This is a genomic window from Lacibacterium aquatile (assembly GCF_042683105.1).
In the GTDB taxonomy this organism is placed as follows: domain Bacteria; phylum Pseudomonadota; class Alphaproteobacteria; order Elsterales; family Elsteraceae; genus Lacibacterium; species Lacibacterium aquatile.
In genome coordinates this window covers 667,407-694,280 of sequence record NZ_JBHUIP010000012.1, presented here as the reverse complement: position 1 = coordinate 694,280, position 26,874 = coordinate 667,407, and the positions used below count along the sequence as shown (strand labels likewise).

Below are 26,874 nucleotides of genomic sequence, written 5' to 3'. Positions count from 1 at the left end.
TTTATGAAACCCACGATTCCGCGCATTGCCGAGTGTAGGGAGCGCGCATAAGGTTTCAGAAGAAAGCAATAAAACGACCTAGCTGGGCGTAAGGGTATCAGAGCGGAAAACCGCCAGCCTCCAGCAGTCAAAGGGTCGAGGAAACGTATCTCGGAAGGAGCGACCGTCATGGGTCTCGCCGCTGTCAGCCTAAACGACAAATATACCGTCGATTCCGGTCGCATTTTCCTGACCGGTATTCAGGCGCTGGTCCGTCTGCCGCTGGTGCAGAAGCAGCGCGACGAGGCGGCGGGGCTCAATACCGGGGGCTTCATCTCGGGCTATCGTGGCTCGCCCCTGGGTGGTCTCGATAAGGAGCTGTGGGCGGCGAAGAAATATCTTCAGCAGTCGAACGTCCATTTCCAGTCGGGCCTGAACGAGGATCTGGCGGCGACGGCCGTCTGGGGCAGCCAGCAGGTCAATCTCTTCCCCGATGCCAAGGTCGATGGCGTCTATTCGATGTGGTACGGCAAGGGGCCGGGCGTCGACCGCTCGGGCGACGTCTTCAAACATGCCAATGCCGCCGGGACCTCGAAGCACGGCGGCGTGCTGGTTCTGGCCGGTGACGATCACACCTGCAAGTCCTCGACCCTGCCGCATCAGTCCGAATATGCCTTCATGGACGCGAGCATCCCCGTCCTGAACCCGTCGGGCGTGCAGGAAATCCTGGATTACGGCCTGCTTGGCTGGGCGATGAGCCGCTTCTCGGGCGCCTGGATCGGCATGAAGACGATTGCTGAAACGGTCGATAGCTCCGCCTCGGTCTATGTCGATCCGATGCGGGCTATTCCGATCATCCCGACCGATTTCGAGTTTCCGCCCGACGGCGTGCATATCCGCTGGCCGGACAAGCCGCTCGATCAGGAATACCGCCTGCATAAGTACAAGCTCTATGCCGCGCTGGCCTTTGCCCGGGTCAATAAGCTCGACAAGATCGTGATCGACAGCCCGAAGCCGCGCTTCGGCATCATCACCACCGGCAAATCCTACCTTGATGTGCGCCAGGCGCTCGAAGATCTCGGCATCGACGACAAGCTGGCGGCCGACATCGGTCTGCGCCTCTATAAGGTCGGCATGTCCTGGCCGCTGGAGCGCGAAGGCGCCCGCCATTTCGCCGAAGGCCTGGAAGAGATCTTGGTCGTGGAGGAAAAGCGCGCGGTCATCGAAAATCAGCTTAAAGAGCAGCTGTATAACTGGCGCGAGGATGTGCGCCCGCGCGTCATCGGCAAGTTCGACGAGAACCGCCAGTGGATCCTGCCGTCTCCGAACGAGCTGACCCCGGCCCGCATCGCCCGCATCATCGCCCAGCGCCTGGAGCGCTTTTATAAGAGCGAGGCCATCGACCAGCGCCTCGCCTTCCTGGAGACCAAGGAAAAGCAGCTGGGCGGCCTGAAGGTCGAGCTGGCGCGTGTGCCGACCTTCTGCTCGGGTTGCCCGCACAATACCTCGACCAAGGTGCCGGAAGGCAGCCGCGCGGTTGGCGGTATCGGTTGCCACTATATGGTGACCTGGATGGACCGCCGCACCGATACCTTCACCCAGATGGGGGGCGAGGGTACGCCCTGGATCGGCCAGTCGAAATTCACCGATACCAAACATATCTTCAGCAACCTCGGCGACGGCACCTATCAGCATTCGGGTCTGCTGGCGATCCGCGCGTCCATCGCTGCGGGCGTCAATATCACCTACAAGATCCTCTATAACGACGCGGTCGCCATGACCGGCGGTCAGCCTGCCGAAGGTGGCCCCACCGTCCCCGCCATCACCCGCCAGCTGGAAGGCGAGGGGGTGAAGAAGATTATCGTCGTCTCCGACGAGCCGCAAAAATATCCCGCTGACGTGAAGTTCGCCCCCGGTGTCACCGTGCGCCATCGCGACGAGATGGATGCGGTGCAGAAGGAAATGCGCGAGATCGAAGGCACGACGATCATTATCTATGATCAGACCTGCGCCACCGAGAAGCGCCGCCGCCGCAAGCGCGGCAGCATGGTCGATCCGGCGATCCGCACCGTCATCAACCCGTCGGTCTGCGAAGGCTGCGGCGATTGCGGCGTGCAGTCGAACTGTGTCTCCATCGTGCCGGTCGAAACGGAATATGGTCGCAAGCGCGCCATCGATCAGTCGACCTGCAACAAGGATTTCTCCTGCGTCAAAGGTTTCTGCCCCTCCTTCGTCACCGTGAAGGGCGGCAAGCTGAAGAAGCCAAAGGCGGCAGGTGCGGGCGACTGGGCGGAGCTTCCGGCCCCGGTGGCGGCAGCCCCCTCGCCCGTCTATTCGATCCTGGTCACCGGTGTCGGCGGCACCGGGGTCGTCACCATCGGCGCGCTGCTGGGCATGGCCGCGCATCTGGAGGATAAGGGCTGCGCAGTGCTGGATATGACCGGCCTCGCCCAGAAGGGCGGCGCTGTCTATAGCCATATCCGTATCGCCACCAGCCCGGAAGCGATCCATACGGTCCGTATTCCGGCCGGTGAGGCGCAGCTGGTGCTGGGTACTGACAGCCTGACCACCGGCACCTTCGACAGTCTTGCCAAGGTGAAGCAGGGCGAGACGGCAGTGCTGGTCAACACCCACGAGACCATGACGTCGGAATTCACCAAGAAGCCCGACATCCGCTTCCCCTCCAAGTCGCTGATGAATTCCATCGTGGAAGCTGCTGGCGAGCAGTTCGTCGATGCCTTCGACGCGACCCGTCTTGCGACAGCCCTGATGGGCGATAGCATCGCCGCCAATCCCTTCATGCTGGGCTATGCCGCGCAGAAGGGCCTGCTGCCGGTCGGTCTGGAGGCTCTGGAGCGTGCCATCGAACTCAACGGCGTCGCGGTCGATTTCAACAAGCAGGCCCTGCTCTGGGGCCGCCGAGCGGCCGTCGACCTGGGTGCGGTGGAAGCCGCCGCCAAACCCAAGGCCCAGGCCCTGCCCGAAGCCATGATGCTGTCGGAAACACTGGACGAGGCGATTACCCGCCGCGTCGGCTTCCTGACCGACTATCAGGATGCGGCCTACGCCCAGGGTTACCGGGCCTTGGTTGAGCGTGTCCGCGCCGAGGAAATGGCCAAAACCGGCACCGAGAGCCTGACGGCCGCCGTGGCGCGCTACGCCTTCAAGCTGATGGCCTACAAGGATGAGTATGAGGTCGCGCGCCTGCATACCGACGGCAGTTTCGCCAAGCAGATCGAAGGCATGTTCGAGGGTGACTATAAGGTCAGCTACAACCTCGCCCCGCCGCTGCTGGCAAAAAAGGATGCCGACGGCCATCTGAAGAAGCGGGAATATGGCCCCTGGATGCGCTCGGCCTTCAAGCTGCTGGCCAAGATGAAGGGCCTGCGCGGCGGTGCCTTCGACATCTTCGGCTATACGGCCGAGCGCAAGATGGAACGCCAGCTGATCGCCGACTACCGTACTCTGGTCGATGAACTGCTCCAGCGCCTGTCGCCGGAAAGCCTGGAGACGGCGGTGGCCCTGGCCTCGATCCCCGAAGAGATCCGCGGCTACGGACATGTGAAGGAACGCCACCTCGTGGCCGCCAAGGCCAAGGAGGCGGCGCTGCTGCAGGTCCTACGCTCGCCAGCGCCAGCGATGGTCGCCAACGCGGCGGAATAGGAAAAAGGCCGGGGAGCGATCCCCGGCCTTTTTAGTTGGGTTGAAAAACCTTGTCATCCCGGACTTGATCCGGGATCCGGCCGAAGGTAGTTGCCGTAGTCCGCCGTGTGGAGTCGAACCCAAGGGCGGCCGGATCCCGGCTCGGGGGCCGGGATGACGTAACTCCAAACTACTTCCTCGCCTCGATCACCATATTGAAGGGCGAGGCGGCGGCGCGACGGATGCGGGTGAAGCCCGCTTCCCGCAGCACTTCCTCCAGCCTGAAATAGCCCGCCTGGGCGCCCAGAGCCTCGCCGCCATCCTGGCTGAGGGCGGCAGGGACGCAGAGGGTGGTCGAGGCGGCGTAATAGATGCGACCGACAGGGTTCATATTCTCGGCCAGGGTATCGCCCGCCATCGGTTCGACCAGCATCAGTGTGCCGTCGGGCTTGAGGCATTCCAGCGCGTGGCGGGCGGCGCCCACGGGGTCGCCCATGTCATGCAGCGCGTCGAAGAAGGCGACCAGATCTGCATCGCCCGCGTGGAAGTCCTGGGCACGTCCCACCTCGAACCGCAGATTGTCCTGCGCGGCGCCATGCTGGCGGGCATGGTCGATGGAGGGGCCGTGGAAATCGACACCCAGGAAGTCGGACTTCGGGAAGGCCTGCGCCATGATCAGGGTGGAGGAGCCGAAGCCGCAACCGACATCCACCACCTTGGCGCCCTTTTCGAGCTTGGCGACCACGCCGTCGAGCTGTGGGAGCCATTCGGCCACCAGATTGGCGCGATAGCCGGTGCGGAAGAATCGGTCCGTGCCGCAGAACAGGCAAGAGCAGCGATCCTTCCAAGCGACGCCGCCGCCGGTCTTGAAGGCCTGGGTCAGCTGTTCGCGTTCGGAATAGGTCGCGGCGACATTGACGAAGGCCCCCACCACATTGACCGGGCTGTCATCGACCGCCAGCGCCAGCGTCTGTTCGGGTGACAGGCTGAAAAGCTGAGTCGCCGGATTATAGCTGATGAAGCCGGAGGCGGCCTGGGCGCTCAGCCATTCGCGGATATAGCGCTCATTCGTGCCGGTAACATTGGCGAGGGCTGTCGAATCCAGCGGGCCAGCCTCGGCCATTGCGCGATAAAGTCCCAGTTCATCGCCGATGATGGTGAGGGCGGCGTTATGGGCCGCACCCAGTTCGGTGACCATCAGGCCGAGCAGCGCCTGTAGCTTGTTGGTATCGAGATCCACGGGTAATTCCTTTATAAAAGGTGAATGCGGCGTGGAAACTAGCGCCAGCCTCGGGCCGACAAGAGAGGCAGATCGGACGCAATGAAGCCGAATGAGCCAAACCCCGGCGCACCCCTGCGCGTTGCCATCGCGGTCTTCGCCGAATGCGATCCGTCGGTGATCTACGGCATCTTCGACACGCTGTGGGCGGCGGGCGTCCAATGGCAGGCGAGCGAACCGCTGACGGGCGGCACACTTTTCAAGCCACAGCTGGTCGCGGCCACCCTGGATCCGATCCGGCTGGTGACCGGGGTGTCGATCCTGCCGCAGCTGACGGTGGAGGAGATGGGGCAGGCCGATATCGTGATCGTGCCGAATGTGCTGGTCGAAACGCCGGACGATGTCCGGGCGCTGGACCGGCGGATGATCGACTGGATCGTCGAGATGTATCGGGGTGGCGCGCAGCTCTATGCCTCCTGCGGGGGCGCTCTGGTGCTGGCGGAGGCGGGGCTGCTGGAGAATAGGGCCGCAACTACGCACTGGCTCTATGCGCCGCTGCTGCGCGAAGAATTCCCGAGTGTCGATGTGCAGCCGGAAAAACTGATGGTGCAGAGCGGCCCCGGCCATTCAATCACCTGTGCCGGTGGCGCCTCTTCCTGGCAGGATATGGCGCTTTATCTGATTGCCCGGCACGGCAGCGTTGCCGAGGCGATCCGCATCTCGAAGATCTTCCTGTATCAATGGCACCGGGACGGCCAACTGCCCTATGCCTCGATGGTCGCCAACGTCCGCCACGGCGATGCGGTGATCGTGCAGGCGCAGGAGAAGGCGGCCCTGGGGTATGAGCGCAAGGATATCCTGGCTGAGATCGTGGCGGCCTCGGGCCTCAGCCAGCGGACGTTCGACCGGCGTTTCCGGGCGGCCACGGGTTATTCGCCGCTGGCCTATCTTCAGGCGCTGAGGATTGAGGAGGCCAAGCAGATGCTGGAAACCGGCGATCTGCCGGTCGACACCATCGCGGCCCAGGTGGGCTATGAGGACCTTGCCTCCTTCCGCAGGCTCTTTGGGCGTTTGACGGGCATGCCTCCTGGAGCCTATAGACGGAAGTTCAATATTCCGGCCGTGATCCTGAAAGCCCAGGAACAATGAGTCTTGAAACAGTGACTCCGGCCCATTGACTCAATCCCCTACGCCGCGTATAAGCCCGCGTCTTGGATTATGTCGCGGGTCGTTCCGTCTGTGGGCCGGTCTGCATTTAAGGTTCGGAGTATTCTGTCGTGAAGCGCACTTTTCAGCCGAGCAAGATCGTTCGCAAGCGTCGCCATGGCTTCCGCGCGCGGATGGCCACTGTTGGCGGTCGTAACGTCCTGAGCGCCCGTCGCGCCAAGGGCCGCAAGCGTCTGTCGGCCTAGTTCCCGACCGGCGCCCGATCCATGGGTGCCGCGATGGATAAGCCTGTAGAGCTTTTGCAAAACTCCGAGCCGTTGCCGACTCCGCGTCTAGCGGTGTTGCAGCGGCGTTCGGAGTTTTTGCGTGTCGCCGATGCGCGTCGCAAGTTTGCGGTGCCGGGATTGGTTCTTCAGGTGTACGAGCGGCGCGAAGCTACGGGCCCTGCACGCCTGGGCTTTACCGCCTCCAAGAAGGTCGGCAATTCGGTTGCCCGCAACCGGGCCCGCCGTCGCTTGCGAGAAGCGGCGTGGCGGCTGGTCGGCAAACACGGGCTGGAGGGGCACGATTACGTGCTCATCGCCCGGGAAGCCACGCTGGAGCGCCCCTGGCCGGATCTGCTGACGGATCTTCAAGCGGCGATGAAGCGGCTTAAGGCCTGGAACGATAAGGGCTTGGTGGAATGAAGCTCGCGGCGCGCCTCTTACGTGGGGTTGTGCGCGGCTATCAGCTTTTCCTGTCGCCGATCCTGCCGCCGGCCTGCCGTTTCGAGCCCTCCTGTTCGGCCTATGCCATGGAGGCGCTGGAGAAACACGGCGCAGGTCGCGGTAGCTGGCTGACGGTGCGGCGACTGTGTCGATGCCACCCCTGGGGTGGTCATGGATATGATCCGGTGCCGCCTGCAACACAACGGAGGTTGCGGGCGACGCGTGTCCGCCGCTAGAACCTTCCGGCCGCTCTTGTCCCTGACGGGTGCGGTCTTATCTGTCTTGTCTGTTTTAAAAGATGTCGAAAGGCGGTTTTCCGCATGGAGCAGCAGCGTAATCTGATCTTGGCCATTGTGATTTCGGTGGCCATCCTGTTCGGGTTCCAATTCCTGTTCCCGTCGCCCAAGGCGCCGGTGACCACCCCGGCCCAGACAAGCGCAACGACGCCTGCTCCCGGCGGCGTGATCCCGGGTGCTCCGGCAGCGGCTCCGCTCACGATGAAGTCGCGGCCCGAGCTGATCGCCGATAGCCCGCGCGTCACCATCGAGAACCCGCGCATGAAGGGCTCGATCAATCTGGTCGGCGGCCGCCTCGACGACATCATCCTGTCGACCTACAAGGAAACGACCCACGCCGACAGCGCGCCCGTGTCGCTGCTGCAGCCGGTGGGTATGTCTGACGCCTATTTCGCTGAAACCGGCTGGTCGGCCGAGGGTCTTCCCGCCGATCAGCTGCCGGGCAACGCGACCCGCTGGACCGCAGATCGCGACAAGCTGACCCCGGAACAGCCGGTGACCCTGTCGTGGGATAATGGTCAGGGCCTGAAGTTCCTGCGCCAATATTCGGTCGACAAGGATTTCATGATCACCGTGTCGCAACGGGTGGAGAACACCGGCTCGGCGACAGTGACGCTTTATCCCTATGCTTTCATCTCGCGCACAGGCACGCCGCACACCCAGGATTTCTTCATCCTTCACGAGGGTCTGATCGGGGTGCTGAACGGCACGCTGCAGGAATATAAATATTCCAAGCTGAAGGAAGAGGCGACCAAGACCGACACGACGACCGGTGGTTGGCTTGGCATTACGGACAAATACTGGCTGGTCGCTCTTGCTCCCGATCAAAGCGAACAGGTAAAGACGACTTTCCGGCATACGCTTTCCAATGGCGATAAATGGCAGGTCGATTACCTTGGATCGGCCCGCGCGCTGGCGCCTGGCGGATCTGTCGAAAGTGCGCATCGCATCTTCGCCGGCGCCAAGGAAGTGAAGCTTCTGCAGCGCTATCAGGACGAGCTGAAGATCACCGACTTCGATAAGGCGGTCGATTGGGGATATTTCTGGTTCCTGACCAAGCCGATCTTCGCCCTGATGAACCTGCTGCATGGCCTCGTCGGTAACTTCGGCGTCGTCATCCTGCTGCTGACCGTCATCATCAAGGCTATCTTCTTCCCGCTCGCCAATCGCTCCTACGTGATGATGAGCAAGATGAAGAAGCTCACGCCGAAGATGCAGGAGCTGAAGGAAAAATACGGCGACAACCGTGAAAAGATGAACCAGGAGCTGATGGGCCTCTACAAGCGCGAGAAGGTCAATCCTGTCTCGGGCTGCCTGCCGATCCTGCTGCAGATCCCGGTCTTCTTCTCGCTCTATAAGGTGCTGTTCGTCACGATCGAAATGCGCCACCAGCCCTTCTTCGGCTGGATCCACGATCTGACCGCGCCCGATCCCACCACCATCGCCAACCTCTTTGGCCTGATCCCCTGGAACCCGCCCGCCTTCCTGATGCTCGGCGCCTGGCCGCTGATCATGGGCGTGACGATGTTCCTGCAGCAGCGCCTGAACCCGCAGCCGACGGATCCGATCCAGGCCAAGATGTTCATGATCATGCCGGTCGTCTTCACCTTCATGCTGGCCAGCTTCCCGGCCGGTCTGGTGATCTACTGGTCGTGGAACAACCTGCTTTCGATTGCCCAGCAGTGGGTGATCATGAAGCGCCAGGGCGTCGCGTAAGCAGGGTCCGATGAGCGAGGGGCGCGAAGGTCTAAACGCTGCCGAATGGGCAGCGGCCAGGGAAGAAGGGCGCAAGCTCTTCGCGGGTCCGTGCGACTTCGTCGCGGCGGTGCCGACCATCGACCGGCTGCCGCCCTTCTCGCTGCCCGAAGTTGCCTTCGCCGGGCGCTCGAACGTCGGCAAATCCAGCCTTGTGAATGCCCTGACCGGCCGCAATACGCTGGCCCGCACCTCGAACACCCCCGGTCGCACCCAGCAGCTCAATTTCTTCGAGCTGAATAAAACGCTGCTGCTGGTCGATATGCCGGGTTACGGCTATGCGGCGGTGCCCAAGACCGAGATCGCGCGCTGGAAGCGGGTGATGGATCAGTACCTCAGCGGCCGCGTGACGCTGCGCCGGGTGCTGGTCCTGATCGACTCGCGCCACGGGCTTAAAGAGAATGATCTCGAAGAATTAACGATTTTCGATCATCGTGCTGTATCGTATCAGGTAGTCCTGACGAAGGCTGATAAGGTGAAGCCCGGTGCTCTCACCCGCGTGTGGGAAGAGACGAAGGCGAAATTGGCCAAACGTCCGGCATCTCATCCGGAGGTGATGGTGACAAGTTCCGAAACGGGCCAGGGCATCGAAGACCTCAGAGCCTCGCTCCATCTGTTGGCAAGCCTCGGATAAATCGATGCGGAGCGTCGGTGCCTTGCTTGCGGTTTTTGGCACCCTGATCGCGACGAGCGCCGTCGGGCAGGAACCCCTGCGCCTTGCCACCGGCGAAGATTATACCCCCTGGGTCGATAGCATGCGGGCCGATGGCGGCCTTGCCATCAAGCTGGTCCGCCAGATTGAGCGCGAGGCAGGCATCCCCATCGAGATCCATTACGTCCCCTGGGCGCGGGCCGAAATCATGGCCGACCGTGGGGACGTTCATGGCATCTTCCCCTATATCCGTACGCCCGAGCGGGAAGGCCGTTTCACCTTTTCGCGCCCCTTCTTCACCGTTGTGGAGGCCTATTGGGCGCTTGCCGACCGGCCGATCTCCCTGGTCAGTGATCTGTCGACGCTCTATGGCGATATCGTCTGCGTCCCCCGAGGGTTCGCCTTGCCCGAGAGGTTGGTCCTGGCTCAGCTCGCCGGGGATGTCGTCCTGTCCCAGCCGCAAACCATGTCGGATTGCCTGCGGGCACTGAATGACGGGACGACCCAACTTGTCGTCGCGAATGCGCCGCTGATTGCGGCCTGGCGGCGGACCAGGGCGCCGGGGTTACCGGCTGTCGTGCAGACGCCGATCCCATCACGTATTCATCCCCACTTCATCCTCTGGGGCTCCAAGGGGAAGCCCCTGGTCGAGCGGATCGATGAAGCGCTGGAGCGCCTGGCCGCCAAGGGGGCTGTTGCCGCTATCGAGCGCGAGGCCGTCGCGCCGTGAACTGGACAGGGCAAGTCCTGGTCCGCGCCTGTTGCGTCGTCTTTTTCCTATTTGCCCTCACCGGACCGATGCGCGCTTCGCCAAGAGCGGACTTGAGCGATGGGGCGACGGGTGCATTGGAGTTTCTCTCCCTCACGCCCTCCGGCCCAAGCGCGTTGCTGGCCGGTCAGGCGCCTGTGTCGCCCATCCGCGGAACGTTGACGCTGCCGGGACCGACCGGCGTCTATCCGGCCATGGTGCTGGCGCATGGCAGCGGCGGCATGATGGCCGGGCGGGAGGAGACCTGGGCGGAGCGGCTACGCGCCCTTGGGGTCGCGACCTTCGTGATCGACAGTTTTGGTCCGCGCGGCTTAGGCGCGACCGGGGCGGATCAGAGCCGCCTGTCGCTGGCGGCCTCCACCGCCGATGCGCTGTCGGCCTTGGCCCTGCTGGCGACGCATCCCGGGATCGATGCCAAACGAATCGGCATCATGGGGTTCTCCAAAGGTGGGCAGGTGGCGCTTTACAGTGCGCTCGACCCTTTCAGGCGGGCGGTGTTGCCACATCAGGATCTGATGTTTGCGCTCCATATCGCCTTCTATACCTCCTGCTCGATCCCCTATAAGGCGACTTCGGTCAGTCCGGCGCCGATCCTGATGCTGCTGGCGGGGGCTGACGATCTCACTCCTGCTGCGGCGTGTGTGCCCTATGCCGACTGGTTCCGGTCCAAGGGTGCGCCGGTGGCGATGGAGGTGTTTCCTGGCGCGTTTCATGGTTTCGACCTGCCCCAGGCGCCGCGTCGTCTGTCGATTCTGCAAAGCGCCCGCGACTGTCGCCTGGAAATCGAGCTTGAGCCGGTGGTGGCAGGGCGCATGATGGATACGGGCGCGGCGATACCGGCCGATGGCATCGATGGCTATCTGCGATCCTGCATGGGGCGGGGCGGCACTGTCGGGGGTAATCGGCAGGCGCTGGACGCTGCCATCACGCGGGTCGGCAGTGCGGTCGCGACGTTTTTAATGCCCGCAATGCAATAAGCTGTTTGCGTGACAGGAAGCCTTGCCTCAGTATGCGGCCCGTTTAACTTCTGTCGTTCCTTCACCGTCGTTTTTCCTAGGGAACCGACCCGCCGATGAGCACTTTTCCCGACACCTCCGCTGTCGATTGGCCGACCAAGGCTGGCATTCTTTCCGATGCCCTGCCGTTCATGCGTCGCTTCGCCGGTAAAACCTTCGTGATCAAATACGGCGGCCATGCCATGGGCGACGATGCGCTGGGCGATATCTTCGCCCGCGATGTCGTGCTTCTGAAGCAGATTGGCATCAATCCGGTGGTCGTCCATGGTGGCGGGCCGCAGATCGGCAAGATGCTGGAACGCCTGAAGATCCAGTCGAGTTTCGTCGACGGTCTGCGCGTCACCGACGCCGCGACGGTCGAGATTGCCGAAATGGTTCTGGCCGGGTCGATCAACAAGCAGATCGTTGGTTCGATCAACCGCGCGGGTGGCACCGCCATCGGCCTGTCGGGCAAGGATGGCAACCTCATCACCGCCCGCCGCCTGACCCGCACCAAGGTCGATCCCGACAGCAATATCGAAAAGGTCATCGACCTCGGTTTTGTCGGCGAGCCCGAGCATGTGAATGCCCATGTGCTGTCGGTCTTCGCACGTTCGGACATTATTCCGGTCATCGCCCCTATCGGTCAGGGTAAGGACTGCGAGACTTTCAATATCAATGCCGATACCGCCGCCGGTGCCATCGCCGGTGCCCTGGGTGCGACCCGTCTGCTGCTGCTGACCGATGTCAAGGGCGTGCTGGACAAGGAAAAGAACCTGCTGCCGGATCTGACCATCGAACAGGCCCGCCGCCTGATCGCCGATGGCACCATCCAGGGCGGCATGATCCCGAAGATCGAAACCTGCATGTCCGCTGTCATGCAGGGGGTCGAGGCCTCGGTCATCCTCGACGGGCGCGTGCCGCATGCGCTGCTGCTCGAACTTTTCACCTCGGGTGGCGCGGGTACGCTCGTCCGCCGCGCGTCGTAAGCGCACTGAAGGGCTTCCAATCCATGAATCTCGATCAAGCTCAAGCCATCATCGACGGCGTCTGGGACGCCCGCAACGATGTTACCCATTCGACCGTCGGTGAAGTTCGCGTGGCGGTCGATGCCGCCCTCGACGCCCTCGACAGTGGTGCTGCCCGCGTCGCCTCCAAGGAAGGCGGTTCCTGGGTTGTTCACCAGTGGCTGAAGAAGGCGGTGCTGCTGTCCTTCCGCCTCAACGACATGACCCAGATCCCCGGCGGCCCCGGCGGGTCGTCCTGGTGGGACAAGGTGCCGTCGAAGTTCCAGGGCTGGGGCGATGACGATTTCCGCGCGGCCGGTTTCCGCGCCGTGCCGGGCAGCATCGTGCGCCGCAGCGCCTATGTCGCGCCGGGTGTCATCCTGATGCCGTCCTTCATCAACCTCGGCGCCTATGTCGATAGCGGCACGATGGTCGATACCTGGGTGACCGTCGCCTCCTGCGCCCAGATCGGCAAGAACGTCCATCTGTCGGGCGGTGTCGGCATCGGCGGCGTGCTGGAGCCCCTCCAGGCTGGTCCCGTGATCATCGAGGACAATGTCTTTGTCGGTGCACGCTCCGAGGTTGTCGAAGGCGTGATCGTGGAGGAGGGCGCCGTGCTCTCCATGGGTGTCTTCATTGGCGCCTCCACCAAGATCATCGACCGCGAGACGGGCGAAGTCTTCATCGGCCGCGTTCCCGCCTATTCGGTGGTGGTGCCGGGCAGCCTGCCGGGCAAGCCTCTACCCGACGGTTCGCCAGGCCCCAGCCTCTATTGCGCCGTGATCGTGAAGCGTGTCGATGCGCAGACCCGCGCCAAGACCGCGATCAACGAACTGCTGCGCAGCTAACCATGGTGTTGGACCCCGTTCTCCTCGCCCAGGATCTGATCCGTCGCCCGAGCGTCACGCCCGCCGACGAAGGGGCCTTGGGTGTGTTGCGGGCGGCTGTCGAGCCTCTGGGCTTCGTCTGCCATCCGCTGCGGTTCGAGGAAGCGGGGACCGATCCCATCGATAATCTCTATGCCCGGTGGGGAAACGGCGGGCGGCATTTCTGCTTTGCCGGACATACCGACGTGGTGCCGGTCGGCAAGATCGAAGGCTGGTCGGTAGATCCTTTCGGCGCCGAGATCATCGAGGGTTATCTCTATGGCCGTGGTGCGGTGGATATGAAGAGCGCGATTGCCGCTTTCGCTGCTGCCGCCGCCGATTTCCTGGCCGATAATCCGGGGCTCGACGGATCGATCAGCCTGCTGATCACGGGCGATGAGGAAGCGGTCGCGATCAATGGCACCAAGAAGATGCTCGACTGGCTGAAAGCCAAGGGCGAGCGCCTGGACCATTGCGTGGTGGGCGAGCCGACCAACCCGCGTGCGATGGGCGAGATGATGAAGATCGGCCGCCGCGGATCCCAGACCGGCTATCTGTCCGTTGATGGGGTTCAGGGCCATGTGGCCTATCCGCATCTGGCCGATAATCCGGTGCCGAAGCTGGTCAAGCTGCTGATGGCGCTGGGCAATGGCGCCATCGATGACGGCACGCCGCATTTCCAGCCCTCGAACCTGGAAGTCACCACGGTCGATGTCGGCAATCCGGCTAATAACGTTATCCCAGCCCGGGCCGAGGCGGTCTTCAACACCCGCTTCAACGATATCTGGACCGGCGAAAGCCTGGAGGCCGATATCCGCCGCAAGCTCGATAGCGTGGGTGTTGAGTATCAGTTGAAGTGCGTCACCTCGGGCGAGGCTTTTCTGACGCCGCCGGGCGAACTGTCGGCGCTGGTCGCGCAGGCTGTCGAGGCTGAAACCGGCCGTAAGCCGGACCTCAGCACCACTGGTGGCACCTCGGACGCGCGGTTCATTCGCTATGCCTGCCCCGTGGTCGAATTCGGCCTGGTGGGGCAGACGATGCATAAGGTGGATGAACGGGTGGCCGTGGCCGATCTGCTGTCGCTGACCAAGATCTACCGCCGCATCCTCGACGGTTATTTCGGCGCGTAGTTCGCGCGGCTGAAGACCGGTTTGAAACCCGCCCTCTCCACATTATGGAAGGCGGGTTGCGGGCGGCTCGGCACATCCTCTCCCACCATGGTCACCATCAGCCGGCAGCCAAGGGCGTTGGCCGCATCGATGCGGGCGGCCAGCAGGGCTTGATGGGCCCCCATCCGCCGCATGACGGGGTCGGTCGCCGCCCAGTCGAACCAGGCGATGCCGTCCCGGACATAGAGGGCGGCCCCCGCCACCGGCCGTTCCTTTTCGAACGCCATGAAGACATGCCAGTTTGGCCGGTTGATCAGCCCTGCCAGCAGGGGCTGCAGGGATTCCGACAAGCTGAAGCAATAGCCGCCGATCCTTGCGAAGGCATCGGCATGCAGACTGTCGATCTCCTCCACCGTGAAGGCGGAGGTGATTGGGGGCGCGGGCAGCGGCGGGCGGGTGAAGCTTACCCAGCGGCGGCGCGCGGCCAAGCCTGCTTCCGATAACCAGCGCAGACAGTCCGGCGTGGCTCGGCGGTCATCCACATGCAGCAGGAAATTCGGAATCCCGGCGGCGCGATAACAATCGACCACGTCCATGATGGCATCGAAGCTGATCGGCTCGCGACCGCCCATGCCCAGCGCCCGGTTCAACTCCAGGCACTGCGGTTCATGGGGAGCAAGGGAAAGGGTCAGGGCACCCAGGGTTTCCTGGCGATAGCGTGCGGCAGCGATGCCTTGACAATGGGCAATCGCATGCAGGTCCGACAGGGCTGCAAGCTCAATTGTTTCGATATCGAAATGAAGAGACATCGGGCCCGCCGCCTGACATATGAACTCGGAAGACCCACCTCCTGCTTAACATCGACAGGAGTGAATGCCAAGAGGCGCTGCCATACCTTGGCGTAGCAGTGTACCTGTTGGCGATGGGCATCGTATTATGCTTTTGTGCATTGCGAAAACAGGTGTTGACGAACGGTTAAAAAAGAACGAGCGTTCGTTTTATGCCAAAACTGACTCCTCAACAGCAGAACGACCGCCGTATGGCGATCCTGCAAGGTGCCGAACGCTGCTTTGCCAGCAAGGGCTTTCATCCTACCACGATGCAGGATATCTGCCGCGAGGCCGGGGTGAGTCCGGGCGCGCTTTATCTCTATTTCAAGTCCAAGGAAGCGCTGATCGTCGGCATCTGCGAGCGTGATCGCCAGGAAGTCATGGCCGGTATCGCGCAGATTGAAGCGGTGCCGAACCTTCTCGACGCGCTGCAGGGCATGCTGGTGCACTATTGCGTCAACGAACCCGTCAGCCGGATGAAGCTGATGGTGGAGATTTTCGCGGAAGCGAATCGTAATCCCGATGTCGCGGCGACCGTCCATGAGACGGATCACCTGATCAATGAGCGTTTCCGGGCGCTGACGCTGCAGGGTGTTGCCGATGGCCGTCTGATCGCGAAGGGCGATCCGGAACTGATCGTCGATACCCTGATTGTTCTTAGCGACGGCGTCTTCTGGCGGCGCGCAACAGACCCGACCTTCGATGCGGCCCACTTCATCGATGGGCTTTTCAAGCTGATCCGCAGCAATCTCATGATTCAGAAATCGGACCTCGTTCCATGAAATATCTGCCTTTCGTCCTCGTCCTTGCCACTCTGCCCGTTGCCGCCCAGGAGGCAAAAGTGGAAGCCGGGCCGAAGCCGCCGGCGGTCAGTGCCGTGCTGGCAGCCCGTCAGACTCTGACCGAGCGGGTTTCCGTGACCGGCACCGTGGTGCCGCGCGAAGAGATCCTGGTCGCGCCCGAGGTGGATGGGCTGCGCATTGCAGAAATTCTGGTGGAAGAGGGCGACCGGGTGACCAAAGGTCAGGTGCTGGCCCGCCTGTCGCGTGAAACCCTGGCGACCCAAGTTGCGCAGAGCGATGGCGCCCGCAGCCGGGCCGTTGCCGCCATCGCGCAGTCGCGCTCCCAGATCGCCGAAGCCGATGCCGCTTTGACCGAGGCGAATGCCGCGCTGAAACGCGCCCAGGCGCTGCGGACCACGGGCGCGGGTAGTCAGGAGCAGCTCGACCAGCGCACGGCGGCTGCGCGCACCGCCTCGGCCCGTCTGGCCTCGGCCCGGGACGGGCTGCGCGCTTCCGAAGCCAGTCTCACCGAGATCGATGCCCAGGGCCGCGAACAACGTATCCGCTTCGGTCAGGCCGAAGTGAAAGCCCCGGCAGATGGCATCATCTCGCGCCGGAATGCCAAGCTGGGCGGGCTCGCCTCGTCTGCTGCCGATCCGATGTTCAGCATCATCGAAAATGGTGCACTCGATCTTGCGGCCGAGGTGCCGGAACAGCGCTATGCGCGTCTGGCCATCGGGCAGAAGGCTGAACTGACGCTGCCGGACGGCAGTGCCGCAACGGGCACCATCCGGCTGATCGCGCCGCGGGTGGACCCGGTGACCCGCCTCGGCCTCGTCCGTATCGCGCTGGCGTCCGAAACCAAGGCTGCCTCGGGCAATTTCATGCGTGGCGCCATCATCACCAATCAGCGCGAAACCCTGGCGATCCCTGCATCGGCTGTCCTATTCACCAATGGTGGCAAGTCGATCCAGATCATCGAGAACGACCGCATCGTCACCAAGCCGATTGTGACCGGACTGGTGGATGGCGCGTCCATCGAAGTGCAAGAGGGCATTGCTGCCGGTGCCGCCGTCGTGGCGCGTTCGGGCTCGTTCCTGCGCCAGGGCGACGTCGTCCGTCCCGTGATCGGGGGCAAGGAATAGTCCCATGGCCGTCAATATCTCCGCTTGGTCGATCCGCAAGCCGATCCCGTCGATTGTGCTCTTCGGCGTGCTGATGATCCTGGGCATCGTGTCGTTCAGCGCGTTGCCGATCACCCGCTTTCCGAACGTCGATATTCCCCTGGTGCAGGTGGCCGTTACCCAGTCGGGTGCAGCCCCGGCCGAACTCGAAACCCAGGTCACGAAGAAGGTCGAAGATGCCATCGCCGGCGTTGCCGGGGTGAAGCACATCATCTCCGCCGTTACCGACGGGCAGTCGGTGTCGACCATCGAATTCCGCCTGGAAGTCGAACAGGATCGCGCGGTCAATGACGTCAAGGACGCCATCGCCCGTATCCGCACCGATCTGCCACGCACCATCGACGAACCCATCGTGCAGCGGATCGATGCGACCGGCTTGCCGATCGTGACCTATTCCGCCTCTGCCCCCGCCAAGACCGCCGAGGAACTGTCCTGGTTCGTCGACGACGTGGTGACGCGCGCTCTCCAGGGCGTGAAAGGCGTTGCGAAGGTCGAGCGTATCGGCGGCGTGACGCGGGAAATCCGCATCTCCCTCGACCCCGACCGTATGTTGGCCCTCGGCGTCACGGCGGCGGAGATCAGCCAGGCCGTGCGCGACAGCAATGTCGATCTGGCCGGCGGCCGGGGCGATCTCGGCACGGTCGAACAGTCGATCCGCACTCTCGGCGGCGCCAAGACTCTCGAAGATCTGGCGGCGACCAGCCTGCCGGTGGCGGGTGGGCGGACGATCCGCCTGGATCAGGTCGCAACCATCAGCGACGCCTTCGCCGAGCCCAAGACCTTCGCGCGTCTGAACGGGCAGCCCATCGTCGCCTTCTCGATCTATCGCTCCAAGGGCGCCAGCGATGCGACCGTCGCCGAACTGGTGGAAGCCAAGGTCAAGGGTCTGAACGCCGCCCATGACGGTGAGGTCAGCCTCAATCTGATCGATACCTACGTCGCCTATACGGTCGGCAACTTCGAAAGCGCGATGGATACGCTGGTGGAAGGCGCGCTGCTGGCGGTGCTGGTGGTCTTCATCTTCCTGCGCGACTGGCGGGCGACGCTGGTGACGGCAGTTGCCTTGCCTCTGTCGATCCTGCCGACCTTCTGGGTGATGAACAGCCTCGGCTTTTCGCTGAATCTCGTCAGCCTGCTGGCGATCACCCTGGTCACCGGTATTCTGGTCGACGATGCGATTGTCGAGATCGAGAATATCGTGCGCCATCGCCAGATGGGTAAAACGCCCTATCGCGCGGCGATGGAGGCGGCAGATGAAATCGGCCTTGCCGTTATCGCCATCACCTTCACCATTGTTGCCGTGTTCGCGCCCGTCAGCTTCATGAGCGGAATCGCCGGGCAATATTTCCGCCAGTTTGGCCTGACGGTCGCGGTGGCCGTGCTGTTCTCGCTACTCGTGGCGCGTCTCATAACGCCCATGATGGCGGCCTATTTCATGCGGGGAAAACCCCATGGCGAAGAGCAGGAAGGCGCGATCATGCGGCGCTATACCCGCACGGTTGCCTGGGCGGTGCGCCATCGCTTCAAGACGGTGTTGCTCGGCCTCGCGATCTTTGCGGCCTCCGTCTATTCCACCCAGCTGCTGCCGTCGGGGTTCCTGCCGGCCGAAGATACCTCGCGTATCGTGCTGGCCCTGGAACTGCCGCCCGGCAGCCGCCTTGCCGACACCGAAGCGACGGTCGACAAGATCTCCCATGGTCTGAAGGCCATGTCGGAAATCGCCAATGTCTATGTCGACGGTGGGCGTATCCTGGGCGCGGGCTCGGAAGTCCGTAAGGCCTCGCTGATCGTCAATCTGACGGGGAAAGGCGAGCGCGAGCGAACCCAGAAGCATATGGAAAGCGCCATCTCCAGCCTTGTTTCGGATCAGCCGGACGTCCGCTTCTGGTTCGTGAACGAGAATGGTCAGCGCGGCCTGTCGCTGCTGGTGGTCGGGGCGGACCAGGAGGTGGTCGCCCGGGTTGCCAATGATCTGGCGTCCGATATGCGCAAACTGCCGCTGGTGGCCAATGTCGTCTCGACAGCGGCGTTGGACCGGCCCGAACTGCAGGTGAAGCCGGATCTGGAGCGGGCGGCCAAGCTTGGGATTTCCACTGAAGCGCTCTCCCAGACCATCCGGGTTGCGACCATCGGCGATGTCTCGGCCAATCTGGCCAAGTTCAATGTCGGCGACCGCCAGATCCCGGTTCGGGTGCAGCTGCCCGACAGCGCCCGGGGCGATAGCTCGCTACTGGAGTCCCTGACCGTACGCGGCAGTTCCGGGCAAATGGTGCCGCTTGCCGCCATTGCCCAGATGGAACTGGGACAGGGGCCGACGGGGATCGACCGCTATGACCGCGCCCGCAAGATCGCGGTCGAGGCCGATCTCCATGGCACCGACGCCTTGGGTGAGGCCTTGAAGGCGATCTACGCTCTGCCGACGGCGCAGAACCTGCCGCCGGGGGTCAGTCTGACCGAATCGGGCGATGCCGAGGTGATGGCCGAAGTCTTCCAGGGCTTCGCCACGGCCATGGGCGCGGGCATCATGCTGGTCTATGGCGTGCTGGTGCTGCTGTTCGGGTCCTTCCTGCTGCCGATCAGCATCCTCTTCTCGCTGGCACTCTCCATCGGTGGTGTCTTTATCGCCCTGGTCGTGACCAACAATGCGATCTCCATGCCCGTCGTCATCGGCTTCCTGATGCTGATGGGGATCGTCGCCAAGAACGCGATCATGCTGGTCGACTTCGCGGTGGAGGAGATCGCCAAGGGTGTCTCACGTACCGAGGCCATCGTGGATGCCGGGCGCAAGCGCGCCCGTCCGATCATCATGACCACCCTGGCGATGGTGGCGGGCATGATCCCGTCCTCTCTGGCCCTGGGGTCCGGGGGCGAGTTCCGGGCGCCGATGGCTATCGCGGTGATGGGTGGTCTGATCGTATCGACCATGCTGTCGCTGGTCTTTGTGCCCGCGATCTTCGTACTGATTGACGATCTGGCCGGGCTGCTCTGGCGCTTCTTTGGCCGCTTTGTCGGCCCGAAGGAAGAGGACGAGGAACCTGTCCCCGTGACCACCCGTCGCGTGCCTCACGCGGCGGAATAGGCGGCCCTAGGGCGTTCCGCTCAACCTGCCCGTCGCGATGGCGACAACCGCCTGCTTGGCCTCCTCGGTCGTGCAGGCGGGGGGCAGGCGGTCACGCAGGCGATGCATCGCCATCCAAGCAACCATCTCCATCAGGGCGCGGGCCGTGGCCGCCGTCACCCCCGGCTCGGCGCGTTGAAAGGCCGGGCTGCGGCCGACAAAGGCTGCGAACTTCGCGATATAGCGGTCCCGAACCTCGCTCTCATAAACCCCCGCAAGCTCCGGGATCTCGTTGGCGCAGCGGTCCAGCAGCCAGATGAGATGCCGATGGCGGGTCAGCAGATCGAACAGTTCCTCGATCACCGGTTCCGGCTTTGGGATCGGCATGCCGGTGCGGGTAGCGGTCATCAAGCGCGGCCAGTTCACCGCGCCCCGCAGCTCGCCCGTCAGCCAAGCCCCAAGCGCGCTCGGGCCGACCAGCCGTAACTCTTCCTCATCGAGCGGCAGACGCTCCAGCGCGACCTGCAAGGCCAGTTCGAACAGCGCCTCCTTGCCCTCGACATAGCTATAGAGTGTCCCAGCCGATACACCGGCTTCGCGGGCCACATCGGCCATCTGAGTCAGTCGGAAGCCCTGGCGGGTGAAAACCGTCAGGGCAGCTCTGGCGATATCGGCACGGCGGCCGGGTTTCCGGGTGCGCATTTTTAATTGAATGACTCATTCATTAATGATACTTCTCCAGATATAGCAGAAGGCCGTTCCGAAATCACGTCTCCGCCCTGATCGGGCGACGAGCCCTTATGGGATATGCTGCGATGAAAATGCCTGCCGAGAGTGATCCGGTCCGTGTTGACGGACGGATGCTGCATGTCGATCACCTCCGTGGCCTCGTTATCCTGGGCCTCATCCTCTTTCATACCGCCCGTCTGTTCGACGATGATCCCTGGCATATGAAGGATGCGGGCCAATATCTGGCGGCAGACATTCTTGTGGCTGTCTTCAATGTCGTGCAGATGCCGCTACTGTTCCTGCTGACCGGCCTGACCATTCATTTCAGCCTGCAGAAGCGGACGGCGGGGCGCTTTGTACAGGAACGGGGCCTGCGCCTCCTCCTACCGCTTGTCGTCGGTATTCTGGTCGCCGTTGTGCCCCAGGTCTGGGTGGAGCGGATCGCCCATGGGCTTCCAGGACGTTCGAGTCCTATCGATTTCGACGGTGGGTTCCTGGCTTTTTATCCCCAGTTCTTTCAATGCTGCTATCCGGCGGCGAACTTCAGCTGGCACCATCTCTGGTTCCTGGTCTATCTGCTGGCCTATTCGCTGGCGTTGCTGCCGATCTTTCTGCTGCTGCGCCGCGCGATCTGGCCGAAGCGACTGGCGGAAAAGCTGGCCAATGGTTTTGGGCTCTGCCTTCTGGGGCTGCCCGTCATCCTGGCGGAGGTCGCCTTGCGGCGGAGTTTTCCGCAGACCCATGCGCTGATCGACGATTGGGCAAACCATGCGCACTATGGCCTGCTGATCCTGATCGGCTGGATGATTGCCGCCAGTCCGCTTCTGGCCACTGCCGTCAAGCGGTATGGGGGCTATTTCCTGGGGGCGGCGGTTCTTCTGATCTGCCTGTGGCTGGGGCTGATGCTCAGCGGTATCCGGCCGACGCTGGAAATCCGCCTGATCCTGCGGACGGCGGCTGAATGGAGTGCACTTCTGGGGGCGCTGGGTGTTGGGGCGGCCTATCTGAACCGCCCGCTCCCTTTTCTAACCGGGTTTGGCAGGCTCAGCTTCCCCTTCTATATCTTTCACCAGACCGCAATCGTGCTGCTGGGCTATCTGTTCCTGGCCTGGAGCGAGCAGCCGCTGCTGAAGTTCCTGGCAATCGCTGGCCTATCCTTCGCGATCAGCCTGGGGCTATCGCGTCTGGTCGGAACAAACCGGATCACCGCGATGCTTTTTGGAATGCGCTAGGGCGCGCGTCAGGGTAGAAACAGGGGCGGCCTTGACTTTCATCGAAGACCGCCCCAGTTTCGGCTTAATGCCGCTCTAGCCTGTTCTTCTTGCGCTCATAGTGAACGCTAAGAATATGCCCCTTGGTTTCGCAATGCAGCTTGACAAGGGACGGCCAGAAAGACGCTAATATGCGTCTTATTAGATTTGTCATGGTGTGCTTCCTCATACCATGATGATTGGCGGGATCGGTGTTGGTAGCACCGGTCCCGTTTTCTTTTGGAAGAAAACGGGACGCTCCCGCACGGCCCCTCGGGCCGTGCCGTCACTGTTGCGGTTTTGTTTTGTTCTCACAACATAAAGTTGTGTAGTGCCTAGTCCAGCTGAAGAAGCTGAGCCTTGAGATAGGCGCTTTCCGGCAGGAAGGGATGCACCGGATGGTCGGCTGCAGCGCCTGCGGAACGCAGGATGCGGCCATTCCGTTGAGCGCGGGCGAGACCGGCGCGGACTTCCGACGCGAAGGCTTCCGGTTCGACATTGTGCGAGCAGGAGGCGACCAGCAGGTAACCGCCGGGACGCACCAGGGAAGCGGCGACGCGGGCCATCTTGCGATAGGCCTTGAGACCGGCGCCGAGATCCTTGCGCGACTTCACATAGGCGGGCGGGTCGGCGATCACGACGTCGAATTTCTCGCCATCCTGGGCCTTGCGCTCCATGACATGCACGGCATCGCCTGCGATGGTGCGAACCTTCCCGTCAACGCCGTTGCGGGCTGCACCATCGAGCACGCGATCCAGGGCGGGCTTGGAGCGGTCTATGAATTCGACCGACGCTGCCCCGGCCACAGCGGCCGTCAGGCCGAAGCCCCCGGCGTAGCAGAAGGCGTCCAGCACCTTGCCACCTTTGGCAAAGCGGGCGGCGGCGGCGCGATTGTCGCGTTGATCGTAGAACCAGCCGGTCTTCTGTCCGCCGACCAGATCGGCGGCGAATTTGACGCCATTCTCGATCAGTTCGACCGGGCCGTCGATGGCATCCCCCAGAACGTCGGTTTCTTCGTCGAGGCCTTCGATGCCGCGCGCGGGTGTGTCGTTGCGCAGAACGATGGAGCGCGGGTTCAGAACCGAGGTCAAAGCCGCGATCAATGGTTCGCGCAGACGGTTCATCCCGGCGGTATTCATCTGCACGGTCAGAATATCGCCATAGCGGTCGACGATCAGACCGGGCAGGCCGTCGGCTTCGGCATGGACCAGACGGTAATAAGGCGCATCGTAAAGCGCATCGCGCAGGGCGAGGGCAGCCTTGAACTTACCGGCCAGAAACGCCTCATCGATCGTGGCGCCAAGGTCGCGGGTCAGCAGACGGGCGGCGATCAGGGTATGGGGATTGAAGGTCGCGAGACCGAGGGCACCACCCTCGGCCGCATCGACCCGCACCAGCGATCCGGGCGGCAGCGCCTTGGCTGCTGCGTCCATCACGACTTCATTGGAATAGGCCCACGGGTGGCCGGAGCCAATGCGTCGGTCGCGTCCGGCTTGCAGACGCAGGATCGGCAGTGCGGTCATGGTTTTGCTCAGCCCTGGCGGCGGGTGGTCGCGATGGGCTGGGCGAACTGCAGTTCGATGTCCCAAGGGAAGTAGATCCAGGTGTCCTGGCTGACTTCGGTCACGAAGGTGTCGACCATCGGGCGGCCCGACGGCTTGGCATAGACGGTGGCGAAATGGGCCTTGGGCAGCATTTCGCGCACAGCCTTGGCGGTCAGGCCGGTATCGACCAGATCGTCGACAATCAGCCAGCCTTCGCCATCGCCGACTGCTTCGGTGACGCCCTTCAGGATCTGGATTTCGCCGCGGCGATGATCGTCGCTGTAGGATTTGACGCAGATGGTCTCGATCACACGGACATCGAGCTCGCGGGCGACGATGGCGGCGGGAACCATGCCGCCGCGGGCAATCGCGATGATGCCTTTCCACTGGCGGTCGAGCAGGCGCCAGGACAGGGCCTTGGCATTGCGATGGAGTTCTTCCCACGAGACGGGGAAGGTTTTCTGGGAAGCGGCTTCATCGGCCATTATGCGCACTCCGGACAGCGGGATCACGAGAATGCGAGGCCTTTTACTCCAAGCTCGCGCCGCCGTCGAGCGTGGCATCGGCGGGACAGGGTTGAATATGCTTGGCATCGGGTACAAAAACCGGCTAGGCAAATTGAACGATAATAACTTTCTGGTATGGAAATGCAGTTTATTGCCGGTTCTGCGATTTTATTGACTGTTCTTCTTGGGTCTCAAGTCAGGGCTGATGAATTTGCCGACGAGCGGCGCATTCTGAAGGTCGAATTGACGATATCCGGCACCGAAAGCTGGAAGGAAGGCACCAATTGGGAGAAGGGCAAGATCGCCCAGCGCTATTTCTTTGCGACGGTAGTGAAGCGCCATAAAGAGCTGAGCACGGAAAACCCGCTCGATCCCAACTATGCGACCGACGCCATGGCCAAGGCCAACAAGGCCCAGGCCAAGATCGCCCAGACCCAGGAAAATCTGCGCAAGAAGGGAATTTCGACTGGTCCGGCGCCGATGTCGCAGCAGGATCTGATGGCGGCGGCGCAGAAGATCATGGCGCTCTGCAAGGGCGATCAGGCGTGCCAGCAGCGCGAAGGCATGAAACTGATGCCGCAGATGATGGGCGGCGTCCAGATGCCCCCGACCGGTGCGGCGCCGGTTCAGGACGATGAGGAAGAGGTCGAGGAGACGGCCAAATTCCAAAGCTGGTTCGGCTATGAAGGATGTCCGACCAAGCTTCGGGCGACGGTCAATGACACGGCCGAAGGTGGCCTTGCCGACGTCGGGGGTGTCGTTCCGACGCAAAAGACCGTGACGGCGGATTATGTTGGGCTGGATGCCCACCGTACCTTGCAGTGCCTGGGCTATCAGTCGGTCGTCGATGTGATGAGCAAGACCCTCTATACCCGCGGCTTCTTCTTCCCGATCGTCCGGGGTAAGACGGAGTTCAAGGAAGGCGGGCGCCGCATCACCGGCAGCGAGGATGGCGAACTGGCGGCCCTACCGGGCGACGTCGCGACCTGGGCCAGCGGCATTCTGCAGAAGGCGCCCCTGTCCGGCAGCCAGTCGGGCAAGGTAAAGCTGACCGATCCGGTGATCGTCCTGCCGATCAGCAACGCCCGCTATGAAGGCACGGTCGACGTCAAGCTGACCTGGAGCTTCGTGGAGACGTTGGCTGCGAAGGCCGATGCCTCGAAGCTGCCGGACAAATAGCCGTCAGATGTCCGCGCCGGGATCGCCCGTCAGAAGGCACCCGGCGATACGCCAGCTGCCATCGGCCTGGGCTTCCATGATGTAGAGGGCGAGCCAGGGGCGGTCCCGGTTATCGACGAGATGCACGAGCTGAAGCGTCGCATCCTCGTTTTTCACCAGGCGACCGTACATCACGGACTTGGCCTTGAAGACCGGGGAATATCCCTCCTTCACCAGGCCGATGAAACGGTCGGGTGAGCCGAAGGAGGCCTGGATCTTGGGGGCGGCCAGGGCAAAGGCAGCGGCGCCATCATTGGAGCGGAAGGCTTCGAGCTGCCGCTCGATGGTGGTGCGGATCACGGTAACGTCGCTCTGAGACGATGCCTCCGCCAGGGCTGCGGCTGGGGCCGCGACAAGGCTTGCAAGGACTGCTAGGGAACGAAAGCTGCTCATGGCTGCCTCCTGCAATGTTTTCCTAACAACACCGCAGACGGCGAAAGGTTGCGCCCCAAGGTTGCCGGGAGCCGGATTTCGCTCACGCACCGACGCTGCGACTGAGTGCCGCAAGCTGACGATTTCGGCTGCGGGCCGCGCTGACTCAGGACATATGGACGGCGATGCGCGGATTTCCTCACGCCGACTTTGACTTGCGAGAGGCTCCGCGCCATCATGGCGCGCCCGGCGAAGGTCACTTCGTTACGGGAACTTAGGCTTTTAGGTTTACGGTTTCGTTCGGAAGGAAAATGAGCAGGCACGGCATTGCGGGAACCAACCTGCGAAAGCTGGGCCGCCGCCCGACGGGATGCCACCGGAGGAATGATGAAGATCTGGGGTAATTTTGGCCGGTTCATGGCCGCTGTGTTTGCCGTGCTGATTGCGGGCCCGGCTTTCGCTGAAAACGGCCCGCAGCCGTGGGCGATGGGTATGATCGACGCGGCGTCGCCGGTGAAGGAACGCATTCACGATCTTCACACGCTGCTGCTGTACATCATCACGGGCATCGTGATTTTTGTGCTGGCGCTGCTGATCTGGGTGGTCGTGCGCTACAACGAGAAGGCAAATCCGGTTCCGAGCAAGACCTCGCATCACACGCTGATCGAGATCGTCTGGACCGTGGTGCCGGTGCTGATCCTGCTGGTGATCGCCGTTCCGTCCTTCCGTCTGCTCTATTTCGTCGATCGCGCGCGCGATCCCGAAATGACCATCAAGGTCGTCGGGCATCAGTGGTACTGGTCGTATGAATTCCCCGACCATGGCGGCTTCACCTACGACAGCTACATGCTGTCGGATGAAGACACTAAGAAGATGGGCGGCAAGCGCCTGCTGGAAGTCGACAACAAGCTGGTCCTGCCGGTCGGAACCACGATCCGCGTCCTGGTCTCCTCGACCGACGTGATGCATTCCTGGCTGGTGCCGCAGTTCGGCGTCCAGATCTATGCCTTCCCCGGCCGCACCAACGAAACCTGGTTGAAGGCCAACCGCGAAGGCATCTTCTACGGCCAGTGCAATCAGATCTGCGGTATCAACCACGGATTCATGCCGATCACGATCGAAGTCCTCTCGAAAGAGAAGTTCGCGACCTGGGTCGAGGAAGCCAAGAAAAAATACGCCGCCCTGCCGACCCTGCCCGCCACCGGCGTGCAGCTGGCATCGCGCTAATAGTACTGGAA

At 62.7% G+C, this 26,874-nt stretch carries 24 protein-coding genes; 18 read left to right on the top strand and 6 right to left on the bottom strand.

Features of this window, described 5'->3' with window-relative positions; genetic code table 11:
- The first annotated feature begins 168 nt into the window (after positions 1-168).
- Positions 169-3,642: an indolepyruvate ferredoxin oxidoreductase family protein gene (locus tag ACFSM5_RS14880; RefSeq protein ID WP_379877233.1), complete on the top strand. Its 3,474-nt coding sequence runs from the start codon at positions 169-171 to the stop codon at positions 3,640-3,642.
- Positions 3,643-3,811: 169 nt separating this feature from the next.
- On the opposite strand, the gene ACFSM5_RS14875 is transcribed toward ACFSM5_RS14880, so the two are convergent.
- Entirely contained in the window at positions 3,812-4,861 is a 1,050-nt protein-coding gene (locus ACFSM5_RS14875) for a class I SAM-dependent methyltransferase (RefSeq protein ID WP_379877232.1), read from the bottom strand.
- Positions 4,862-4,942: 81 nt separating this feature from the next.
- On the opposite strand from ACFSM5_RS14875, the gene ACFSM5_RS14870 reads away from it, so the two are divergent.
- From ACFSM5_RS14870 to dapE, 11 genes are all read left to right on the top strand, one after another.
- Positions 4,943-5,989, top strand: a complete 1,047-nt coding sequence (locus ACFSM5_RS14870; protein WP_379877231.1) for a GlxA family transcriptional regulator — start codon at positions 4,943-4,945, stop codon at positions 5,987-5,989.
- A 128-nt stretch (positions 5,990-6,117) separates the two neighbouring features.
- The gene (gene rpmH / locus ACFSM5_RS14865) at positions 6,118-6,252 is read left to right on the top strand and encodes a 50S ribosomal protein L34 (RefSeq protein ID WP_379877230.1); all 135 of its coding nucleotides are present in this window, start codon (positions 6,118-6,120) and stop codon (positions 6,250-6,252) included.
- Positions 6,253-6,285: 33 nt separating this feature from the next.
- Positions 6,286-6,693: a ribonuclease P protein component gene (rnpA, locus tag ACFSM5_RS14860; RefSeq protein WP_379877229.1), complete on the top strand. Its 408-nt coding sequence runs from the start codon at positions 6,286-6,288 to the stop codon at positions 6,691-6,693.
- On the top strand, positions 6,690-6,950 hold the full coding sequence (gene yidD / locus ACFSM5_RS14855; protein WP_379877227.1) for a membrane protein insertion efficiency factor YidD: 261 nt from the start codon (positions 6,690-6,692) through the stop codon (positions 6,948-6,950). Before rnpA ends, yidD begins: the two co-directional genes overlap by 4 nt.
- Before the next feature lie 84 nt (positions 6,951-7,034).
- Positions 7,035-8,726 carry a membrane protein insertase YidC gene (gene yidC / locus ACFSM5_RS14850; RefSeq protein ID WP_379877226.1) on the top strand — a complete coding sequence of 564 codons (1,692 nt, stop codon included), beginning with the start codon at positions 7,035-7,037 and terminating at the stop codon, positions 8,724-8,726.
- A 10-nt stretch (positions 8,727-8,736) separates the two neighbouring features.
- Positions 8,737-9,399: a ribosome biogenesis GTP-binding protein YihA/YsxC gene (gene yihA, locus ACFSM5_RS14845; protein WP_379877225.1), complete on the top strand. Its 663-nt coding sequence runs from the start codon at positions 8,737-8,739 to the stop codon at positions 9,397-9,399.
- A 4-nt stretch (positions 9,400-9,403) separates the two neighbouring features.
- A complete protein-coding gene (locus ACFSM5_RS14840) occupies positions 9,404-10,147 on the top strand; it encodes a substrate-binding periplasmic protein (RefSeq protein ID WP_379877224.1) in 744 nt (247 codons plus the stop codon).
- 92 nt (positions 10,148-10,239) lie between these two features.
- Entirely contained in the window at positions 10,240-11,163 is a 924-nt protein-coding gene (locus ACFSM5_RS14835) for a dienelactone hydrolase family protein (RefSeq protein ID WP_379877223.1), read from the top strand.
- Between the two features lie 95 nt (positions 11,164-11,258).
- Positions 11,259-12,170: an acetylglutamate kinase gene (gene argB / locus ACFSM5_RS14830; RefSeq protein WP_379877222.1), complete on the top strand. Its 912-nt coding sequence runs from the start codon at positions 11,259-11,261 to the stop codon at positions 12,168-12,170.
- A 23-nt stretch (positions 12,171-12,193) separates the two neighbouring features.
- Positions 12,194-13,036, top strand: coding sequence for a 2,3,4,5-tetrahydropyridine-2,6-dicarboxylate N-succinyltransferase (gene dapD, locus ACFSM5_RS14825; protein WP_379877221.1), 843 nt, complete (start codon positions 12,194-12,196; stop codon positions 13,034-13,036).
- A 2-nt stretch (positions 13,037-13,038) separates the two neighbouring features.
- Positions 13,039-14,184, top strand: coding sequence for a succinyl-diaminopimelate desuccinylase (gene dapE, locus ACFSM5_RS14820; RefSeq protein WP_379877220.1), 1,146 nt, complete (start codon positions 13,039-13,041; stop codon positions 14,182-14,184).
- Here the strand turns inward: dapE and ACFSM5_RS14815 are convergent.
- Positions 14,169-14,972: a GNAT family N-acetyltransferase gene (locus ACFSM5_RS14815; RefSeq protein ID WP_379877219.1), complete on the bottom strand. Its 804-nt coding sequence runs from the start codon at positions 14,970-14,972 to the stop codon at positions 14,169-14,171. The genes dapE and ACFSM5_RS14815 overlap by 16 nt on opposite strands.
- Before the next feature lie 191 nt (positions 14,973-15,163).
- On the opposite strand from ACFSM5_RS14815, the gene ACFSM5_RS14810 reads away from it, so the two are divergent.
- Genes ACFSM5_RS14810 through ACFSM5_RS14800 form a run of 3 tightly spaced genes read left to right on the top strand, consistent with a single transcriptional unit; the run spans position 15,164 to position 20,038 of the window.
- Entirely contained in the window at positions 15,164-15,775 is a 612-nt protein-coding gene (locus ACFSM5_RS14810; protein ID WP_379877218.1) for a TetR/AcrR family transcriptional regulator, read from the top strand.
- Entirely contained in the window at positions 15,772-16,920 is a 1,149-nt protein-coding gene (locus tag ACFSM5_RS14805; RefSeq protein ID WP_379877217.1) for an efflux RND transporter periplasmic adaptor subunit, read from the top strand. The genes ACFSM5_RS14810 and ACFSM5_RS14805 overlap by 4 nt, the downstream gene beginning before the upstream one ends.
- A 4-nt stretch (positions 16,921-16,924) precedes the next feature.
- Positions 16,925-20,038, top strand: coding sequence for an efflux RND transporter permease subunit (locus ACFSM5_RS14800; RefSeq protein ID WP_379877216.1), 3,114 nt, complete (start codon positions 16,925-16,927; stop codon positions 20,036-20,038).
- 6 nt (positions 20,039-20,044) lie between these two features.
- Here ACFSM5_RS14800 and ACFSM5_RS14795 read toward each other — a convergent pair whose 3' ends face one another.
- Positions 20,045-20,719, bottom strand: a complete 675-nt coding sequence (locus ACFSM5_RS14795; protein WP_379877215.1) for a TetR/AcrR family transcriptional regulator — start codon at positions 20,717-20,719, stop codon at positions 20,045-20,047.
- A 113-nt stretch (positions 20,720-20,832) separates the two neighbouring features.
- On the opposite strand from ACFSM5_RS14795, the gene ACFSM5_RS14790 reads away from it, so the two are divergent.
- Positions 20,833-21,978 (top strand): acyltransferase family protein, encoded by a 1,146-nt coding sequence (locus ACFSM5_RS14790; protein WP_379877214.1) that lies wholly within the window; start codon positions 20,833-20,835, stop codon positions 21,976-21,978.
- 353 nt (positions 21,979-22,331) lie between these two features.
- Here the strand turns inward: ACFSM5_RS14790 and ACFSM5_RS14785 are convergent, their stop codons facing one another.
- Complete coding sequence (locus ACFSM5_RS14785; RefSeq protein ID WP_379877213.1) at positions 22,332-23,519, bottom strand: class I SAM-dependent rRNA methyltransferase; 1,188 nt, start codon at positions 23,517-23,519, stop codon at positions 22,332-22,334.
- 8 nt (positions 23,520-23,527) lie between these two features.
- A complete protein-coding gene (gene gpt, locus ACFSM5_RS14780) occupies positions 23,528-24,025 on the bottom strand; it encodes a xanthine phosphoribosyltransferase (protein ID WP_379877212.1) in 498 nt (165 codons plus the stop codon).
- Between the two features lie 192 nt (positions 24,026-24,217).
- Here gpt and ACFSM5_RS14775 point away from each other — a divergent pair, with 192 nt between their 5' ends.
- On the top strand, positions 24,218-25,225 hold the full coding sequence (locus ACFSM5_RS14775; RefSeq protein WP_379877211.1) for a hypothetical protein: 1,008 nt from the start codon (positions 24,218-24,220) through the stop codon (positions 25,223-25,225).
- Positions 25,226-25,228: 3 nt separating this feature from the next.
- On the opposite strand, the gene ACFSM5_RS14770 is transcribed toward ACFSM5_RS14775, so the two are convergent.
- The gene (locus ACFSM5_RS14770; protein WP_379877210.1) at positions 25,229-25,657 is read right to left on the bottom strand and encodes a DUF4864 domain-containing protein; all 429 of its coding nucleotides are present in this window, start codon (positions 25,655-25,657) and stop codon (positions 25,229-25,231) included.
- 363 nt (positions 25,658-26,020) lie between these two features.
- Here ACFSM5_RS14770 and coxB point away from each other — a divergent pair, with 363 nt between their 5' ends.
- Positions 26,021-26,863: a cytochrome c oxidase subunit II gene (gene coxB, locus ACFSM5_RS14765; protein ID WP_379877209.1), complete on the top strand. Its 843-nt coding sequence runs from the start codon at positions 26,021-26,023 to the stop codon at positions 26,861-26,863.
- Positions 26,864-26,874 lie beyond the last annotated feature (11 nt).